16 protein-coding genes are annotated in these 18,137 nt (G+C 72.6%); 5 read left to right on the top strand and 11 right to left on the bottom strand.

The annotated features are described in order from the left end of the window. Nucleotides 1-97: 97 nt before the first annotated feature. From ACFZBT_RS00580 to ACFZBT_RS00570, 3 genes are all read right to left on the bottom strand, one after another. Nucleotides 98-1,255 carry an alkaline phosphatase PhoX gene (locus tag ACFZBT_RS00580; RefSeq protein WP_391097386.1) on the bottom strand — a complete coding sequence of 386 codons (1,158 nt, stop codon included), beginning with the start codon at nt 1,253-1,255 and terminating at the stop codon, nt 98-100. Nucleotides 1,256-1,418: 163 nt separating this feature from the next. Then, complete coding sequence (locus ACFZBT_RS00575; protein ID WP_391097385.1) at nt 1,419-2,906, bottom strand: ATP-binding protein; 1,488 nt, start codon at nt 2,904-2,906, stop codon at nt 1,419-1,421. After that, complete coding sequence (locus ACFZBT_RS00570; protein ID WP_391097384.1) at nt 2,903-3,736, bottom strand: winged helix-turn-helix domain-containing protein; 834 nt, start codon at nt 3,734-3,736, stop codon at nt 2,903-2,905. Before ACFZBT_RS00570 ends, ACFZBT_RS00575 begins: the two co-directional genes overlap by 4 nt. Nucleotides 3,737-3,953: 217 nt before the next feature. Between ACFZBT_RS00570 and ACFZBT_RS00565 the strand changes: the two genes are divergently transcribed. Both ACFZBT_RS00565 and ACFZBT_RS00560 read left to right on the top strand, forming a co-directional pair. Next, nucleotides 3,954-4,559 (top strand): carbonic anhydrase, encoded by a 606-nt coding sequence (locus ACFZBT_RS00565; RefSeq protein ID WP_391097383.1) that lies wholly within the window; start codon nt 3,954-3,956, stop codon nt 4,557-4,559. Nucleotides 4,560-5,473: 914 nt separating this feature from the next. Then, the gene (locus ACFZBT_RS00560; RefSeq protein ID WP_391097382.1) at nt 5,474-7,183 is read left to right on the top strand and encodes a SulP family inorganic anion transporter; all 1,710 of its coding nucleotides are present in this window, start codon (nt 5,474-5,476) and stop codon (nt 7,181-7,183) included. Nucleotides 7,184-7,262: 79 nt separating this feature from the next. On the opposite strand, the gene ACFZBT_RS00555 is transcribed toward ACFZBT_RS00560, so the two are convergent. Further along, on the bottom strand, nt 7,263-7,691 hold the full coding sequence (locus ACFZBT_RS00555; RefSeq protein ID WP_391097381.1) for a peptidase inhibitor family I36 protein: 429 nt from the start codon (nt 7,689-7,691) through the stop codon (nt 7,263-7,265). Nucleotides 7,692-7,925: 234 nt separating this feature from the next. On the opposite strand from ACFZBT_RS00555, the gene ACFZBT_RS00550 reads away from it, so the two are divergent. Next, nucleotides 7,926-9,098 (top strand): helix-turn-helix domain-containing protein, encoded by a 1,173-nt coding sequence (locus tag ACFZBT_RS00550; RefSeq protein WP_391097380.1) that lies wholly within the window; start codon nt 7,926-7,928, stop codon nt 9,096-9,098. Here ACFZBT_RS00550 and ACFZBT_RS00545 read toward each other — a convergent pair. From ACFZBT_RS00545 to ACFZBT_RS00530, 4 genes are all read right to left on the bottom strand, one after another. Next, the gene (locus tag ACFZBT_RS00545; protein ID WP_391097379.1) at nt 9,073-10,029 is read right to left on the bottom strand and encodes an SMP-30/gluconolactonase/LRE family protein; all 957 of its coding nucleotides are present in this window, start codon (nt 10,027-10,029) and stop codon (nt 9,073-9,075) included. The two genes, ACFZBT_RS00550 and ACFZBT_RS00545, sit on opposite strands and share 26 nt — an antisense overlap. A 115-nt stretch (nt 10,030-10,144) precedes the next feature. Then, nucleotides 10,145-10,495 (bottom strand): nitrite reductase small subunit NirD, encoded by a 351-nt coding sequence (nirD, locus tag ACFZBT_RS00540; protein WP_391097378.1) that lies wholly within the window; start codon nt 10,493-10,495, stop codon nt 10,145-10,147. After that, entirely contained in the window at nt 10,492-13,104 is a 2,613-nt protein-coding gene (gene nirB / locus ACFZBT_RS00535) for a nitrite reductase large subunit NirB (protein WP_391097377.1), read from the bottom strand. The genes nirD and nirB overlap by 4 nt, the downstream gene beginning before the upstream one ends. Then, the gene (locus ACFZBT_RS00530) at nt 13,104-14,321 is read right to left on the bottom strand and encodes an FAD-dependent oxidoreductase (protein ID WP_391097376.1); all 1,218 of its coding nucleotides are present in this window, start codon (nt 14,319-14,321) and stop codon (nt 13,104-13,106) included. The genes nirB and ACFZBT_RS00530 overlap by 1 nt, the downstream gene beginning before the upstream one ends. A gap of 161 nt (nt 14,322-14,482) precedes the next feature. Here ACFZBT_RS00530 and ACFZBT_RS00525 point away from each other — a divergent pair, with 161 nt between their 5' ends. After that, nucleotides 14,483-15,265, top strand: a complete 783-nt coding sequence (locus tag ACFZBT_RS00525) for a TSUP family transporter (protein ID WP_391097375.1) — start codon at nt 14,483-14,485, stop codon at nt 15,263-15,265. Here the strand turns inward: ACFZBT_RS00525 and ACFZBT_RS00520 are convergent. Next, entirely contained in the window at nt 15,262-16,164 is a 903-nt protein-coding gene (locus tag ACFZBT_RS00520; RefSeq protein ID WP_391097374.1) for an NAD(P)-binding domain-containing protein, read from the bottom strand. The two genes, ACFZBT_RS00525 and ACFZBT_RS00520, sit on opposite strands and share 4 nt — an antisense overlap. Nucleotides 16,165-16,271: 107 nt before the next feature. On the opposite strand from ACFZBT_RS00520, the gene ACFZBT_RS00515 reads away from it, so the two are divergent. Next, the gene (locus ACFZBT_RS00515; protein ID WP_391097373.1) at nt 16,272-16,664 is read left to right on the top strand and encodes a winged helix-turn-helix transcriptional regulator; all 393 of its coding nucleotides are present in this window, start codon (nt 16,272-16,274) and stop codon (nt 16,662-16,664) included. Here the strand turns inward: ACFZBT_RS00515 and ACFZBT_RS00510 are convergent. Both ACFZBT_RS00510 and ACFZBT_RS00505 read right to left on the bottom strand, forming a co-directional pair. Next, the gene (locus ACFZBT_RS00510) at nt 16,602-17,297 is read right to left on the bottom strand and encodes a class F sortase (RefSeq protein WP_391097372.1); all 696 of its coding nucleotides are present in this window, start codon (nt 17,295-17,297) and stop codon (nt 16,602-16,604) included. The two genes, ACFZBT_RS00515 and ACFZBT_RS00510, sit on opposite strands and share 63 nt — an antisense overlap. Before the next feature lie 141 nt (nt 17,298-17,438). After that, nucleotides 17,439-17,957, bottom strand: a complete 519-nt coding sequence (locus tag ACFZBT_RS00505; protein ID WP_391097371.1) for a hypothetical protein — start codon at nt 17,955-17,957, stop codon at nt 17,439-17,441. Between the last annotated feature and the right edge of the window lie 180 nt (nt 17,958-18,137).

Below are 18,137 nucleotides of genomic sequence, written 5' to 3'. Positions count from 1 at the left end.
AGAGGTGTTACGTGAGGGGATGACCGTAGGATCGGCGGGCCCTTGATGATGGCAAGGTGACCATCTTGTGATGGTTGTGTGAAGTCGAACCGTGAGGCTACGAGCGGAACGGGCCCTTCACCTCGTAGGTGATGCCTCCCGAGGAGCTGCCGGTCGTGCCTCGTTGGCTGGAGAAGTAGAGGCGGGTGCCGTCCGGGGAGAAGGCCGGGCCCGTGATCTCCGAGCCCGACTGGCCGTCGACGCGCAGGAACGAGGCGACGACGTCGTCCGGGGTGATGACGCAGATCTCCATGTTGCCGCCGTCCTCCGCGACGAAGAGGTCGCCGGAGGAGGTGCCGGTGATGTTGTCGACGCCGGTGAGGGGGGCCGTGCCGTTGACGAGGGAGTCGTCGTAGGCCAGTTCGTACGTGTTGTTCAGCAGGTTGAGCTGCCAGACCCGGTTGTCGCCCTTGGTCGTGAACCAGACGGTGTCGTTCGCGTAGTGGCAGCCCTCGCCGCCGTTGAAGGACTTGGAGCCGGAGACCTGGGAGCGCGTGGCCGTGGGGGAGCCGTCCGGGTCGGGGACGTCCGTCCAGGTGAAGGAGCCGCTCGTGGCGCCGCCCGCGACCATCACCTGGAGCTTGCCGGACGACAGGTTGCCCCAGGTCGTCGGCACGAAGCGGTAGAAGCGGCCGTTCGACTCGTCCTCGGTCAGGTAGACCACCTTGCGCACCGGGTCGGCCGCCGCCGCCTCGTGCTTGAAGCGGCCCATCGCCGCGCGCTGCACCGCCGCGTTCGTGCCCCACGGGTCGGTCTCGTAGACATAGCCGAGGGACACCTCCTCGCAGGACAGCCAGGTGTTCCAGGGCGTCTTGCCGCCGGCGCAGTTCTGGCGGGTGTTCGAGAGGATGCGGTACGCGCCGGTGATCGCGCCCGTCGACGAGAACTTCACCGCGCTCGCGCCGCCCGACGGGTTGATCTCCGAGTTCGAGACATAGATCCAGCCCGTGCCGTCGGCGTAACAGGCGCCGCCGTCCGGGGCGTTGTGCCAGGTGTAGGACGTGCTCCCGACCTGCTGGCCGGAGCGGGCGATCACGCGGCTCGTGAAGCCGCTCGGGAGCCTGATGCCGTTGGCGTCCGGGGAGCCCAGCGCCCCGTAGGGGCCGGTGCCGGGCTGGGCCGGGGCCGCGTGGGCGGCGCCGCGCCACAGGGTTCCGCCCAGGGCGGCCGAAGTGCCGCCGATGACGGCCGCACGCAGGAGGTTACGACGTTCCACTCTCACTCCAGGAGGTGCCGTACCGCCCTGCCGACGGTCGACGGCAGGGTCGTGCGTGGGGGAGGCGCAAGGGACGCTATGGGGGCAGGGTTGACGGGGCATGGACACCTCGTGGCCGCGGGGCGGCATGCTGTGTGCCGCCTCCACGTTCGCACGCCCGCGCTCACGCGGGCAGGGCCGGCGCCTCCCGTCGCGGCCTTCTCGACCGGTCGCCGCCCGGTCCTGGCCCCTCGACCGGCGGGCGTACGGACGGCAGCCGGATCACCACGTCCAGGCCGCCCGTCGCCGCCGCGTGCAGGGCCGCCTCGCCGCCGCTGGCGTGGGCGAGCCGCTGCACCAGGGCGAGGCCGAGCCCCGTGCCGCCCTTCGGAGCGCCCGGGGCGCGCCAGAAGCGGTCGAAGGCGCGGGCACGCTGCTCCTCCGTCATGCCCGGGCCCTCGTCGGTGACGTGCAGGTCGACCCAGCGCGGGCGGCTGTCCCGCAGGGCCCGGCGGGAGGGGGCCTGCAGACGCAGCTCGATGGTGACGGTGCTGCCTGCCGGGGACGCCCGCAGCGCGTTGGAGAGCAGGTTGTCCATGATCTGCTCGACGGCTCCCGGCACCGCGAGCACCGGGCCCACGCTCCCCGCGAAGAGCACGAGGGAGACGTCCTCCCGCGCGAACATGGGCTGCCAGGTGCGGTGCCGTTCCGTGCAGACCGCGCCCAGGTCGACGGCGGCGGGGATCGCCGCGTGCTCCTCGAGGCGGGCCATCGCCAGCAGGTGCTCGACCATCCGGGCGAGCCGGTCCGTCTCCGTGACGGCGGCGGTGAGGCTGCCCCGGGCCCGGGCGGCGATGTCCGGCTCCAGGTTCTCCAGGCGCAGCCGCAGCGCCGCCAGCGGAGTCTTCAACTGGTGCGAGGCCTCGCCCGCGAACGCCCGCTGGGAGGCGAGCAGATGCGTGAACCGGGCCGCGGTGTGGTTGAACGCGGCGGCCAGGCTGCGGACCTCCGGCGGACCCTTCGTGATCGTCACCGGGGTGAACGGGCCGCCGCCTTCGGCCAGCTCGTGTGTGGCCTGCTCCAGTTCGAGGATGGGGCGGCTCGTCCAGCGGGCGAAGGCGAAGCCGACCGCGGTGACCGCCGTCAGCACGGCGAAGCCGCCCAGGGCGAGCAGCAGCCACACGTGGTGGACGCGCTCGTGCACCATGCGGGTGGGCACTGTCAGCCACACCGCGCCCACCGGCCGCGCCTCCTGGCCGACCGGCGCCGCCACCGACAGGTACTCGACGCCCCCGATGGTGGAGGTGCGGACGTCCACCGTCGAGGTGCCCCGCAATGCCGCCGCGATGCCCGGCCGAGCGGCCAGATTGCCGGACATCGCGGGGTCCCTGGGGTGGGAGGTGGCGAGCGACGCGCCCGAGGCGTCGACGATCACCACCTTCCCGCCGATGCGCTGCGCGCAGTGCGTCACCCGCTTGGGCAGGTCCCGCTCGGCCCGCCCCGCCGCGAGGGACAGCGCGGCGTACGCGGAGACCGACTCGGCCTCGTCCTTCGCCGCGTTGACCACCCGCTCCCGCTCCCCGCGCGAGTAGACGAAGCCCAGCGGGATCTCCAGGCAGAGCAGCACCAGCGCGGCGAGACTGAGGTAGCTGAGCAGCAGCCGGCGGGTCACGGAGAGGCCACCTGCGCGGCGGTCGGCCCGGTGTGCACGGACAGCCGGAAGCCGACGCCCCGCAGCGTCCGGATCCACGCCGGATGCCCCAGCTTGCGGCGCAGCGCGGCGACATGGACGTCCAGTGTCTTGGTCGGGCCGTCGTAGTGCGGGTCCCAGACGCGGTCCAGGATCTGCTGACGCGAGTAGACCGCGCCCGGGTCCTCGCTGAGGAGCGCCAGCAGGTCGAACTCCTTGGGCGTGAGCAGGACGGGGGCCTCGCCGACCCAGACCTGGCGGGTACGGCGGTCCACCACGAGCGGGCCCGGGTCGTGCGGGGGGTCGGGGGCGGGGTCGTACGAGGCCGCCGCGGGAGGCTCGTAGGAGAGGGCGGGGGTCGGTTCGTACGACGGCTGTGGCTGTGGCTGCTGCCGTGTCTCGGGGCCGGCCGGTGTGCCCGGTGTGGCCGGCGGCTCCGGGAACGTCTGCTGGGTGCGTTGCGTGCGCCGGGTCACCGCTCGGACCCGGGCCACCAGCTCTCGTACGCTGAAAGGTTTCGCCAGGTAGTCGTCGGCGCCCAGTTCCAGGCCCAGTACGCGGTCGGCCTCCTCGCCGCGTGCGCTGAGGATGACGATGGGGACGTCCGAGACCTGCCGGATGCCCCGGCAGACGTCGATGCCGTCCATGTCGGGCAGTCCCAGGTCGAGCAGGACGACGTCGTTGTACGGGCCTCTCAGCCCGTCCGTGCCCGTGGCGACATGATCGACCGTCAGTCCGAAGTGGCCGAGCCCCTCGGTGAGCGGCTCGGCGATCGTCTCGTCGTCCTCGATGAGCAGCACTCGTATGCCCATACGTCCTGTCTCTCCGTGAGCCGGCATGAATCCGGGCAGCGTGAATTCGCATTCTCCGCCCGGGAGTTCACACGCTACAAGACGACCGTTCGTCTGTATATGCGGGACAAAGAATGTTCAATTCCTGTCCGGGGCCTGGAGTTCGCTTAACCTTCCTCTGTAGGTCGGCCGTCTACGGTGGGGTGCAGAGGAAGAAACCCCAGTTCAGGAGGCGGAGTTGAAGGCACTGCTCGATCGGGCCCGCACGTTCAGGACACGCATCGATTTCGACAGCGGGGAATACCGGAAACTGGCTGACGGGCAATATCCGGAGGTGTTGTTCATCACCTGCTCGGATTCGCGGGTCATTCCATCACTGATCATGGGCGCACGGCCCGGCGAAATATTCGAGCTGCGCAACGCGGGCAATATCGTGCCGCCGTACGGACGGCCCGGGGCCTCCGGCGAGGCGGCCACCATCGAGTACGCACTGGAGGTGCTCGGGGTTCAGGACATCGTGGTGTGCGGTCACTCACACTGCGGTGCGATGGGCGCGCTGAAGTCCGGCGACGACCTGTCCGCGCTGCCCGGCGTCGACGCCTGGCTCCGCATCGCCCGCCCGGAGCTGACGTCCGTACTGGAGACCGCGCCGGACGACCCGTCACTGCCGGAGGTCTCCCAGGGCAACGTCGTCAACCAGCTGGCCGCACTGCGGAGTTACCCGGTCGTCCGACAGCGCCTCGACTCGGGCCGGCTGCGGTTGCACGGCTGGTACTACGAGGTCGACACGGGGTTCGTCTACGAACGCGGCGACGACGGCACCTTCCAGGTGCATGCCGCGTGAGCGGGGCGCATGCGCGGGGACGGGGTGCTGCCGCACGGGGTGGCCGGGGGGCCGGCCCGGGGGGAGGCATGGCGGACCCGGGAGCGGCCGGGGCCGAGGGGGGCGTTTCGGACTGGGGGAGCGGCGGTCGTGGTCCGGGGCAGGACACGGGGGGCTGGGGGGCGAGTGGTCCTGGTGAGGGCACGGGGAGTTGGGGGTCGAATGGTCCCGGGGAGGGCACGGGGAGTTGGGGGTCGGGAGGGTCTTCGGAGGCCCTCGCGGATTGGGGAGCCGGCGGTCGTTCCGAGGGCGGGACCGGTCGAGGGGTGGGCGGTCCGGCGTCGGGGGCGTCTGGGGCTGCCGCGAGCTGGGGACCGGGCGGTCCCGGGCAGGACACGGGGAGTTGGGGACCGGCCGGGTCAGCGGATGCCGCCGCCGGCTGGGGGGCGGGTGGTCGTTCGGAGGGCCCCACGGGCTGGGGGGCGGACGGCCCCACTGGCTGGGGGCCGGGCAGTCCCGGGGAGGGCACCGGGAGCTGGGGGCCGGCCGGTGCTTCGGATGTGGTCGCTGACTGGGGGGCCGGCGGTGGTTCCGAGGGTGGGGGCGACTGGCGGTCGGGTGGCTTCGGAGGGGGTGCCTCGGACTGGCGGGCCGGTGCGATGGACGGGCCGGCGGGAGGCGCGGCGGGGGCGCCCGGGGTCCGTCCGGGGGGCGGCTTCGGCGGAGGCCCGGCGGGGGGCGGGCCTGCCGGAGGTCCGGCATCGGGGGGTCCTGGCGTGGGCACGTCGGTGGGTGGGCATGCCGGAGGTCCGGCATTACGCGGTCCCGCCGCGGGCCCGGCAGGAGACGGTCCCGGCGCAGGCCCGGCGGGGGGCGGCTCTCCCGGAGGTCCGGCAGGGCGTGCCGGGGAAGGCGGGCTGGGCGGGCTCGTCCGGATGGTGACGGGGGGTGCGAAGGGGGCGGCAGGCAAGGCCGGGGCCAAGGCCGACCTCGTCACCGACATCACCGCCTCGCTCGTCGTCTTCCTCGTCGCGCTGCCGCTGTGCATCGGTGTGGCCGTGGCCTCGGGGGTTCCGGCCGAACTCGGGATCATCTCCGGGGTGATCGGCGGCCTGGTCGTCGGCGCGGTCAAGGGCAGTACGCTCCAGGTCAGCGGCCCGGCCGCCGGACTCGCCGCGCTCGTGGCGGACACCGTCGCCGACGTCGGCGTGGCCATGCTCGGCGTGATCGTGCTGTTCGCGGGGCTGCTGCAGATCGTCCTGGGGCTGGTGAAACTGGGCCGGATGTTCCAGGCCACCTCGGTCGCCGTCGTCCAGGGCATGCTGGCCGGCATCGGCGTGCCGCTGATGTTCAGCCAGGCCTATCCGATGGCCGACGACAAGGCCCCCGGCACCGCGATCGAGAACATGGCCGGCATCCCCGGGTTGCTGGCAGGCATCCTGACGAACCCGCAGGCGATGATCGCCACCCTGCTCGGCATCGTCACGATCGTGCTCAGCTTCGTGTGGAAGAAGGTGCCGGGCCCGGCCGGGAAGATCCCGGCCGCGCTGGTCGCCGTCGGCATCGGCATCGTGGTCGCCGCACTGCCCGGCGTGGACGTGAAGACGCTCCAGGTCGGCAATCTGCTCGCGTCCGTGAACCTGCCGGGAGCGGAGCAGTTCGGCGCGCTCACCGACGGGGCGATCATCACCGCCATCCTCACGTTCACGGTCATCGCGTCCGCCGAGAGCCTGTTCACGGCCGCCGCCGTCGACCGGATGCACAGCGGCCCGCGCACCCGCTACAACACCGAGCTGGTCGCCCAGGGCGTCGGCAACACGGTCGCGGGCGTCCTCGGGGCACTGCCGATCACCGCGGTCGTGGCCCGCAGTTCGGCGAACGTCCAGGCCGGGGCCAAGACCCGGCTCTCCCGCACGCTGCACGGCCTGTGGCTGCTCGCGTTCGCGCTGCTGCTGCCGCAGGTGCTCGCGCTGATCCCGATCTCCGTGCTCGCCGGTGTCCTCGTGCACAGCGGCTGGAAGCTGTTCGCGCCCGCCGAGTTCCCGAAGATGTGGCGGCAGGACCGGGGCGAGTTCGCGGTGATGACGCTGACCACGCTGGTCATCGTGGCGACCGCGCTGCTGGAGGGCGTGCTGTTCGGCGTCGCCGCGGGGATCGTGCTGGCCGCGCTGCGCATGTCGCAGACCGTGATCCGCCAGCACATGGAGGAGGACACGGCCAAGGTCGTGATGGCCGGCAACGCCACGTTCCTGCGCCTGCCGAAGGTGATCGAGGCGCTGGAGGCGGCCGCCGCGTCCGGGAAGCCGCGCATCCGGCTCGATCTGACCGGCGTGACCCACCTGGACCACGCCTGCCGCAGCCAGGTCGAGGAGTTCACCGCCCAGCAGCGGGGACTGGGGATCCGGGTGGAACTGCTGATGCCCGGGGAGGCCAGGCAGACCGGACCGGCCGGGTCCCGTACCGCCGCGTCCGTGGCGGAGGCCCCGGCCGCCGCCCCGCTGCCCAGGCGCCCGGTCGCCGGCATGGGCGAGGAGCCGGCCGGCGCGGGGGAGCCGTCGCCCTGGCCCACCGCCGATGCCGAGTGGTTCTACCTCGACACCCGGCCCCTCCCGGAGGAACAGTCCCGCTCATCCCTCCTGGGATGACCCCCCACGCGGGACGAGCAGCGGTGGCGTGCGCGCAGGAGCGGGCGTGCACGCCACCGCTTGCGTGTCCCCGGCCCCGTCAGCCGCAGCTGCCGCTGATCCACCGGTGCGAGCGGACCTTGTACGTACCGGCCAGGTTGCCGCCGTGCTGCTGCCGGGTGCAGCCGATCCGGTCGCTGTAGTCGGCGCCCCGGTAGTAGGCGACACCGGTGGAGCTGCTGGTGCCGGCGTTCCACACCGACTTCACGTTGGTCGTGGCGGCCCAGGAACACCTGATGGCGCCGCTCTGCCAGTCGGGGTCGGCGACGTCCCACGCGCACTTGCTGCCGGTGAAGTTGGCGCCGGTCCAGAAGCAGATGTGCCCACTCGCGCAGTCCACCGCCGCGGGAGCGGCCGGGGCGGCCGAAGCGGAGGACGGCACGGCCAGGGTCGTGAGGGCGGCGGCGCTGACGGCGAGGACCGCGAACAGCGGTGTGGTGCGGGAGTACCTGCGGACGGAAAGGCGCATGAGCCTGGTCTCCTCGAGAGTCGGAGGGCCGGTCGTTCGGACGGCCCGACGCTGGCAAGGGCCGCATCGGTCCGGCAAGGACAGCGGGGCCGGCTGGGATGCCGGGACGGGTGGGACGGCGCCTGACTGGCGCGTTCCGAAACCGTTGGGACGGCCATGGGATGCCTTTGGTGGCACAGTGGCGCCTGAGGCGCCCGACCAGCGCCCGTGGGGGTGTCCGAGGGGGGAAACCCGATGTCCGTATGCCCGGAAACGGAACGGTTCGCCGCGCTGCTGCGTTCGCTGAAGAGCCGGTCGGGCCTGAGCTACGAGGCCCTCGCCAGGAAATCCGGCCTGGCCGGGTCGACCCTGCACCGCTACTGCCGCGGCACTTCGGTGCCCCAGGACTACGGCAGCGTCCACCGGCTGGCCACGGTCTGCGGCGCGACCCCGGAGGAACTCCGCACCCTGCACCGCCTGTGGGCCCTGGCGGACGCGGCGAGAACCGCGGCGGTCCGAGCCGAGGAAGAGAAAGCGGAAACAAGAACGGAAACGGAGCAGGACACAGGACAGGAAGCCGAAGAAGGAGTGCGGGAGGAGACGGAAGCGGAAGAGACACCGGAAGCCGAGGAGGAGACGGAAGGGGAACCGGCCCGTGACACCGCCGGGGAGCCCGGCCCCGTACCGGCCCCCGCGCCCCGGCCCACCGACCGCACACGCCGGCGCCGCCTCCGCACCACCGTCGTCACCGCCGCGATCCTCGCGGCCCTCAGCGTCTCCGCCTGGGCGCTGTACGGCGCCCGGACGCCGTCCGGCAACGGCGGCGGCCAACGCGGCTCCGGTGACGACCGGCCGTTGTTCTCGGCCAACTGCCCGCCCGTGATCGCCATGGGCGAGCACGACGAGTGCGTACGGGAGGTGCAGCGCCTGCTGCACGCCAAGGGCGCGGACATCGGCGTCGACGGGAGCTTCGGGCCGCAGACCCTGCGCCGTGTCACCGCCTTCCAGGTGCTGGCCGGGATCCAGCCCAACGGCGTCGTCGGGGAACCCACCAAGAAGGCGCTGTACGCCTCACGGGTCAGGATGAGCGTGTGGTCGCAGGAGAAGGTGCGGCAGCGGGTCCGGGAGGTGTTCCCCGAGGTTCCGGACAAGGCGGTGGCCATCGCCGACTGCCAGTCCTTCCTGGACCCGCTGCACATCCTGCCCAACACCAACGGCACCCGGAACTGGGGCCTGTTCCAGATCTCCGACGCCCGGCTGCGCGAACTGGGCGGTACCCCGCGTCAGGCCCTGGACCCGGAGTGGAACATCCAGGCGGCCAGACGGCTGTGGAGCGAGGACCGCGACTTCGGCGACTGGCCGCACTGCGCACGCGCCGCCGGAGCCGCCCCGGCCACCTCCCTCATAGCGACACCGACACCGCGTTGAACGTCGTCTCCGGCGTCTGCGGGCTGGTGAAGCGGGCGTTGACGAGGTAGAGGCGGTCGCCGAAGCGGGCGGCGGTGGTGGGGACGTCGAAGCGGGGGTCGGTGATCGTCCTGCGCAGGGTGGCCGCGGTCGCGTTACGGTCGAGGTCCCAGACGGTGATCTTGTTCAGCCGGTTCTGGACGACGTACAGCGTGCGGCCCAGTCGGACCAGGCCGTCACCGTTGGTCACGTCGGCCGCGCCGGTCAGCGCGACCTCGGTGGCGTGACCGTTCCGGAGGTCGACGGTGTACAACCGGCCCGCGTTGACGACGATCAGGCCGCGTCCGTCGGGGGTGGCGACCAGGCCGTTGGCGCTGTTGGTCCCGGCCGGTGCCTGCACCCACTCGCCGGTGAGCGGGAGGGCGCGCACCTCGCCCGCGCGGCCGCGCGGGACACCGTAGAGCACGGCGTCCCGGGAGTCGGTGAACCAGGCGCGGTCCCGGTGCAGGACGACGTCGTTGATGAAGGGCGCGGCGTTCCGGGTGAGCTGGTACGTGGTCAGCGGCTCACCGTCGCGCGCGTCGACGACCTTCGCGGTGCCTCCGGCTCCGCCCGCCACGTACAGCAGGCCGTCGCGGTCCAGCTTCAGGCCGATCGAGGCGAGGCCGGTGGCGCCCCGGTGCAGGACGCGGCCCTCGCCGGTGCGCAGGTCGGTGCGGTAGATCGAGCCGTCGGCGCGTGAACTCATGTACGCGTACGGCCTACTGCCTGTGGTGATCCCCTCGGGGAGCCACCCGTCGGGCAGCGGGAACTCGCCCGGCCAGGCCGAGGCCCGGGACGAGGCCCCGGGCGAGGCCTGTGCCGTGACCGTGCCCGTACCGGCGGCCGCGAGCGCGGCGACGGCCCCGCCGAGCACGGTCCGCCGGGACGGCTGGAAGTGGTTCCGAGTCATGATCGCGCCTCCGTGGGAGGGAAGGTGGGGGTGCGCCTCGATGAAACGCGACGTACCCCCCGCACCGCTCCCCGGTCGGCGAACTCGACAGGAACCCGACAGAAGCCCGGCGTTCCTACGCCGCCCGCACCTTGTACGCCGTCACCCGTACCGTCTCGTCGTCCAGGCACTCCCCGGACGCCAGGTCGAAGCGCTGCTTCAGCAGCGGCGAGGCGACGAACGGGCGGCCCTGGTGGGTGCCGGTCAGGCCGCGGGAGAGGACGGCCGCGCCGGTGAAGGGGTCGCGGTTGTCGATGGCGAACAGTTCGCCGGAGCGGTCGCGGAAGATCGCGGCCTGGTGGCCGTCCGGCAGCAGTGCCGCCACCCCGCGGCCAGGGAGCAGGGTGCTCAGGTCGCAGACCGTGAACCAGTCCCCGTCCAGGGCGAGTTCGATCTTCAGCTCGGTGGTCTCGGGTGCCAGGGTCATCGCTGGGCGCTTCCTTCCAGAACGTCGGCGGGTCGCATACCGATGGACAGCAGCGGCAGGTCGGGCTTCATCTGGTCGCGCTCGGGCACGAAGGCGACGACCGGGTCCGGGGTGTCCGGCGCGTTCACGAAGGACACGAACCGGGCCAGCTTCTCGGGGTCGTTGATGGTCTCGGCCCACTCGTCGCGGTAGTACGCGACATGCGCCAGCATCAGCTTCTCCAGCTCGTCGCAGATGCCGAGCGAGTCGTGGACGACGACGTCCTTCACGTGGTCCAGGCCGCCCGGGATCCGCTCCAGCCAGGTCGAGGTGCGCTCCAGGCGGTCGGCCGTACGGATGTAGAACATCAGGAACCGGTCGATCAGGCGGATCAGTTCGGCGTCCGACAGGTCCTGGGCCAGGAGGTCCGCGTGGCGCGGGGTAGCGCCGCCGTTGCCGCCGACGTACAGGTTCCAGCCGTTGGCCGTGGCGATCACGCCGAAGTCCTTCGACTGGGCCTCGGCGCACTCGCGCTGGCAGCCGGAGACCGCCGACTTGAGCTTGTGCGGCGACCTGAGACCCCGGTAGCGCAGCTCCAGATCGATCGCCATGCGGACCGAGTCCTGGACGCCGTAGCGGCACCAGGTCTGGCCGACGCAGGACTTCACCGTGCGCAGCGACTTGCCGTAGGCGTGGCCGGACTCGAAGCCGGCGTCGACCAGGCGGGCCCAGATCAGCGGGAGCTGCTCGACGCGGGCACCGAACATGTCGATCCGCTGACCGCCGGTGATCTTCGTGTAGAGGCCGAAGTCGCGGGCGATCTCGCCGATCACGATCAGCTTCTCCGGGGCGATCTCACCGCCGGGGATACGCGGGACGACGGAGTAGGAGCCGTTCTTCTGCAGGTTGGCCAGGAAGTGGTCGTTGGTGTCCTGGAGGGAGGCCTGCTCGCCGTCCAGGACATAGCCGCTCGCGCCGATCGCCGGGGCGAGGGAGGCGATGATCGAGCCGACCGCCGGCTTGCAGATCTCACAGCCGTCACCGCCCCGGGCCTCCTCGCGGCCGTGCCGGTCCAGCAGGTCCTGGTAGGTGTTGATACGCAGGGCGTGGACGATCTCGTAGAGCTCCTCGCGGGTCTGCCCGAAGCAGCCGCACAGGCCCTTGTCGACCTCGATGCCGCTCGCTTCCAGCTCGGCGTTGACGAGCTGGCCGAGGACCTTGACGCAGGAGCCGCAGCCGGTGCCGGCCTTGGTGCACTTCTTCACCTCGGGCACGGTCGTGCACTGGTGGTCGGTGACCGCGCCGCGGATGGTGCCCTTGGAGACGTTGTGGCAGGAGCAGACGATCGCGTCGTCCGGCAGCGCGGACGGGCCGAGCTGGACGGACTCCCCGGACCCCGCGGGCAGCACGAGCGACTCGGGGGAGACCGGCGGGACCGAGCCGGTGAACGCCTTCAGCGTGCCGTACGCCTCCGCGTCGCCGACCAGGATGCCGCCGAGCAGCGTGCCGTCGCGGCCGATGACCAGCTTCTTGTACAGGCCGGAGCGGGAGTCGGAGTAGACGACGTCCAGGCAGTCCTCGGCGGTGCCGTGCGCGTCACCGAAGGACGCCACGTCCACGCCGAGCAGCTTCAGCTTGGTGGACAGGTCGGCACCCGTGAAGGCGGCCTCGTCCGCCGCGATCGTGGCCGCGGCGGTCTCCGCCTGCTCGTAGCCGGGGGCCACCAGGCCGTACACCCGCCCGTCGGAGGCCAGCGCGCACTCGCCGATCGCGAACACGTGCGGGTCGTTCACCGTGCGGCACTGCTCGTCGACCGTGATGCCGCCGCGCTCGCCGACCGTCAGACCGCAGTCGCGGGCCAGCTGGTCGCGGGGGCGGACACCGGCGGAGAACACCACCAGGTCGGTGGCGAGTTCGGAGCCGTCGGACAGCTTCATGCCGGTCACGGCGCCGTCCTCGCCGACCACGACCTCCTGCGTGCCCACGCCGGTGTGGACGCTCAGGCCCATCTCCTCGATGGTGCGCAGCAGGGCCGCGCCGCCGCCCTCGTCGACCTGGACGGGCATCAGGCGCGGGGCGAACTCCACGATGTGGGAGGTGAGTCCGAGCCCCTTGAGCGCACCGGCCGCTTCCAGTCCGAGCAGACCGCCGCCGACCACGGCACCCACCTGGGCGTTCTTCGCGTACTCCTCGATCGCGAGCAGGTCCTCGATCGTGCGGTACACGAAACAGCCCTCGGCGTCCTTGCCCGGGACCGGCGGCACGAACGGGTAGGAGCCGGTGGCCAGGACCAGCACGTCGTAGTCGACGACGAGACCGGAGCGGGCAGTGACCCTGCGGGCCTCCCGGTCGACGGTCTCGGCCGGGTCGCCGACGTGCAGCTCGATGCCGTGGTCCTTGATGAACTCCATGTCCGTCATGGACAGGTCCTCGGGCGACTTGCCCGCGAAGTACGAGGTGAGCTGCACGCGGTCGTACGCCGGACGCGGCTCCTCGCAGAGCACGACCACGCGGTGCGTGGCGGTCAGGCCGCGCTCGGCGAGCGCCTCCAGGAAGCGCTGGCCGACCATGCCGTGGCCGACGAGCACGATCGTGGGGGTGGCCTCCGTGGCCTCCGGGGTGGCGGTCATCAGGAGCCTCCATCGTTGGTGAGCAGGTGGAGCAGCGGGCCGCCGTCGGAGGGGAGCGGCTCTGCTCCCTCCCAGGCGCGGGCGAGCGCGCCGACGGTGCCGAGTTCGCCGACGAGGACCCCGCCGACCAGGCGGTCGTCGCGGACGACGACCTTGCGGTAGGTGCCGCGGGTGGCGTCGGCGAGCTGGACGACGTCGTCGCCCGGGAGGGCCTCCGTCTCGCCGAACGCGGCGAGGTCGAAGGGGCTGTCGTGCCCCGTGAGCGTGAGCCGGGTCAGCGAACGCGTCCCGGTGTACCGGGCGGTCGCGTCACCGGCCAGCAACTCGGCGAGCGCGTCGGCCTGTTCGAGCGCCGGGGTGGCGAGGCCGTAGAGCACGCCGTCGTGCTGGGCGCAGTCGCCGATCGCGTGGACGTACGGGTCGGAGGTGCGCATCTCGTCGTCCACGACGACGCCCTTGCGGACGTCGAGTCCGGCGGCCTGCGCGAGGCCCACCCGGGGGCGGACACCGCAGGCGACGACCACGAGGTCCGCGTCGAGCGCGTACCCGTCGGCCATCTCCACCGAGCGGACGGCACCGGCGACGCAGCGCACGTCCCGCACGCGGCACTCGGTGTGCACCTCCACGCCCAGCTCGCTCAGATGCCGCTTCACGAGCTTCGAGGAGCCCGGGTCGAGCTGGCGCTCCATCAGCCGCTCGGACTGCTGGGCGAGCACGACCTGGGCGCCGCGCAGGGCGAGCGCCCGGGCCGCGGAGACCCCGAGGAGCCCGCCGCCGATGACGACGGCCTTCGCTCCGGGCCGGACCGCCTTGGAAAGGCCCAGGCAGTCGTCCATGGTCCGGAAGGCGTGCACGCCCTCGGGCAGCCGGTGGTCCTCGGTGAACAGCCCGCGCAGCGGCGGCAGTACGGGGTTGGAACCGGTGGCCAGCACCAGCCGGTCGTATGCGATCACCGAACCGTCCGCGCACGCGACGGTGCGCGCGGCACGGTCGATGCCGGTGACCCGGCCGCGGGTCAGCTCCGCGGGCGCCGGCAGGGCGATCACCTCGGGGCTGTACCGTCCGGCCAGCACCTCGGCGAGCAGCACCCGGTTGTAGGGCGGGTGCTCCTCCTCGCCGATCAGCAGCGCGGGCGTGCCGAGCTCACCGAGCCGCCGGGCGAGCCGTACGCCCGCGAGGCCGGTGCCGATCACCACCACACGCTCATTCGAGGTCATGTCCTTGAGCGTGCGGTGCCGGTGTTACCCGGCAGCATCACATCTGTTTCCCACGGGGAACGCTGCCCTCAGCGGGGGCGGGGGGCGGGTGTGAGGGTTCCTGAAGTGCGCTGACGGCGGACTGTGAGGGGCGCGCACGGGCCTCGCATAGGGTCTCGATCATGCCCGGCATATCGCTGACCATGATCGTCCTGCTGTGTCTGGCGGCCCTCGCCGCCGGATGGATCGACGCCGTGGTCGGCGGCGGCGGGCTTCTGCTGCTGCCGGTACTGCTGCTTGGGCTGCCGTCGCACACGCCGGCCGCGCACGCGCTCGGCACCAACAAGGCGGTCGCCATCGTCGGCACCACGGGCGCGGCGGTGACATACGCCCGCAAGGCCCCGGTGGACGTGAGGACAGCGGTCCGCATCGGTCTCGCCGCCCTCGCCGGCTCCTCCGCCGGGGCCTTCTTCGCGGCCGGGATGAGCACCGACGTCCTCAAGCCGGTGATCATGGTGGTGCTGCTCGCGGTGGCGGCCTTCGTGATCCTGCGCCCCGCCTTCGGCACGGCCCCCGCGACCGGCCCGGCCACCCGGCGCCAGATCCTCGCGGCGATCGGCCTCGCGGGCCTCGGCATCGGCTTCTACGACGGCCTCATCGGCCCCGGCACCGGTACCTTCCTGGTCCTCGCCCTCACCGCCGTCCTCCACCTCGACCTGGTCTCGGTCTCCGCGACCGCCAAGATCGTCAACTGCTGCACCAACGCGGGCGCCCTCGCCACCTTCGCCTGGCAGGGCGCGGTCCTGTGGCAACTGGCCGCCCTGATGGCCGTCTTCAACCTGGCGGGCGGCACCCTGGGCGCCCACACCGCCCTGAAGAAGGGCAGCGGCTTCGTCCGCGTCGTCCTGCTGACGGTGGTGTTCGCGCTGGTGGCGAACCTGGCGTACGAGCAGTGGCCGGCCTAGGCGGACGCCTCGCGCCGCAGGTCCAGCAGCTCGACGATCCCCGTCCCGTCCTCGTCGCCGTGCCCCTGGGCGAGTCGCCGCTCCATCAGCGCCATGTACGGGGTCAGCAGCTCCGGGCTGACCCGCTGCTCCTCGGCCGTGCGCAGCAGCGTGGCGTTGCCTTTGACCTGCATCGCGAGGTTGGAGACGACGTTCCTGGTGTAGTCGCCGCTCTCCAGCCCGGCGGCGGTCTGGTGCACGGCCGGGGCCATCGCGGTCAGCCAGTCCATGAGCAGCGGCGCGAAGTCCTTCGGCGCGATGTCCTCCGGGCGGATCAGCGCGAAGGCGTGTGTGACGCCCGCGAACATGCCGCTCATCGCGCTCAGCAGCGCCACGTCGTGCAGTGCGGCGAAGCCCGGGTCGGCCCCGACATAGCGTGTGCCGACCGGGACGGCGAGGGTGTCGCGGTGCTCCTCGAACAGCTCGGGGGCGCCGCTGTAGAAGACGTAGCCGCCTGCTTCCGGCTGCCCCACCATCGGCGGTACGGCCATGATCCCGCCGTCCAGGAAACGGGCGCCCCGGGCGTCGGCCCAGGCGGCGCGTGCGCGGCCCTCGGCGGGCGTTCCGGTCGTGAGGTTCACCAGGTCGCGGCCCGCCAGATCGGCCCCTTCCAGGGCTTCGCCCACGGAGGCGTCGTCGAGCAGGCAGACGATCACCAGGCGGCTCGCGGCCACCGCCTCGGCGGCACTCGCGGCCACCGCCGCGCCCTCGGCGGCCAGGGCCTCGGCGCGGGCGGGGGTGCGGTTCCAGACGGTCACCGGGTGACCGGCGGCGAGCCAGGCGCGGGCGAGGGCGGTGCCCATCGCGCCGGTGCCGAGGAGGGTGAGGGGCGTACGGGGAACAACGGCGTTGTCAGTCATGGCGTTTAGAGTCGTCGGAGGGGAACGGGCTGCTCAAGTACGTACTTGGAAGTGGGTGGTTACCCCGGGGGAAGCATGCAGGCGGCAGCAGGGGAAGGGGCTCGGGCATGGGGACGACGGGGCGGCGGCCGGGTGCGTACGTCTGCGGGATCGACGCGGCGATGGACCTGATCGGCGGCAAGTGGAAGGTGCTCATCCTCTGGGCGCTGAACGAGCGGCCCTGCCGCTTCGGCGAACTGCGCCGGGGGCTGCCGGGCGTCACCGAGAAGGTGCTCGCGTCGCACTTGCGGGAGATGGAGGCCGACGGTCTGGTGCATCGCGAGGCGTACGACGAGGTGCCGCCCCGCGTGGAGTACTCGCTGACGCCGCGGGGCGTCTCCCTGAACGGGGCCCTGGAACCTCTCGGCGACTGGGGGAGAGCCAACATCCTGAGCGGCTCACCGGCTCCCGGTCAGGTGCGCGAAGACGACCACGTTGCCCTGATAGCCGCTGGCCCGTGAGTAGCCGCCGCCGCAGGTGATGACCCGCAGCTCGGGGCGGCGGGCGGGGCCGTAGACCCTCTGGTCGGGGAAGTCCTTCGCGGGGTACGCCTCGACGGCGTCCACGGTGAACACGGCGACCCTGCCGTCGCGCCGGTCCACCTCGATCGTGCTGCCCTTGGTCAGGGCGCCCAGGCCGTAGAAGACGGCGGGGCCGTCGGCGTTGTCGACATGGCCGGCGACGATCGCGGTGCCCCGCTCACCCGGCGTGGTCCCGGCCTCGTACCAGCCGGCGAGGTTCCCGCGCGCGGCGGGCGGTGCGTCCAGGCTGCCGGTCTTCGTCAGGCCGAGCCCGGTCAGGGGCGCGTCGACGCGGATCGCCGGGATGCGGATGCGGTCGGGCGGCGAGGGCGGCAGCGCGGGCGCGGCATGCCGCTCACCGGCCCGGCCGGCCTGCTCGGCCTCCCTGTCGTGACCGTCCTGACCGTCCTGCCCTGCGTGGGCCTGCGCCGCGGACGGCTGGGGCGGTGGGTGTGTCTCGGCGCCGTGGCGCAGCAGCCATGCCCCGGAGCACAGGGCGAACACCGTGACGGCCGCCATGGCGGCGTTGGCCGGGTTGCCGAACGAGTTGCCGTATATGCGGAATCTGCGCATGGCCGGCCCCTTTCTCCCTGATCTGCCCTCTGTGTTCCAGGAGCCCTGCGGGCCCCGTACCCCCCTCCGGGCCGCGAGGGGCGTCGGACCCGGAGGGGGAGGGGACATGCGGTACCGGCGACGGACAGCGGAGGGTGTCCGTCAGATCCCGTCGCCTCTCGCCCGGCGATGCAGGAGCCAGGTACCGCCCGCGGCGGCGACGGCGAGGGCCGCCACACCGGCCGCGGTCTGTACGGGATCGGGGCCCAGGGCGCCGCCGACCCCCGTCTTCACACTCCCCCTGGGATGCACCTGCCCGCGCACGGACGTCAGCGTGACCACCAGATCACCGGTGATCCGCCGGCCGCTCCCGCTGCACGTCACGGTGATCTCGTACGTCCCCGGCTGCGCGCTCGGCGGCACCCTGAACCGCCCGGTCGCGTCCGGGCCGCCCGGGCCCGGTGCCAGGCTGAGGGAACCGGCCCCGACCGCGCTGGCGTCACCCGTCGCCGTACCGCCGTCGCCGCAGGCCGCCGCGCGCACGGTGACCTGCCCGCCCGGGGCCGCCGAGGAGGGGGAGACCTCCAGGCCGCCGGCGGCGCCGTACGCGGGAGCGGCGGCGAGGGCCGCGGCGGCGACGGCGAGCGCGGTGCCGGCCAGCGGCCGGGCGGTACGTCGCATCGGTGCTCCTTCGAGCGGTTCGTTCGTGCACCTGCCCTTCCGAGGTAACGGGCAGCGCGGCGGCCGCGCTTTCTGAGGGGGCGTCAGAATTGGGGTGAACGGGTGTCGGGCATGCCGGCCCCAGCAGTCCGCCGGAGCGTGTTTCGGCAGGTCAAGGGCGATACCGAGGGCCGTACCGGA

This window comes from Streptomyces sp. NPDC008137, from assembly GCF_042957035.1.
Taxonomy (GTDB): domain Bacteria; phylum Actinomycetota; class Actinomycetes; order Streptomycetales; family Streptomycetaceae; genus Streptomyces.
This window is presented reverse-complemented; position numbering and strand designations above follow the sequence as displayed.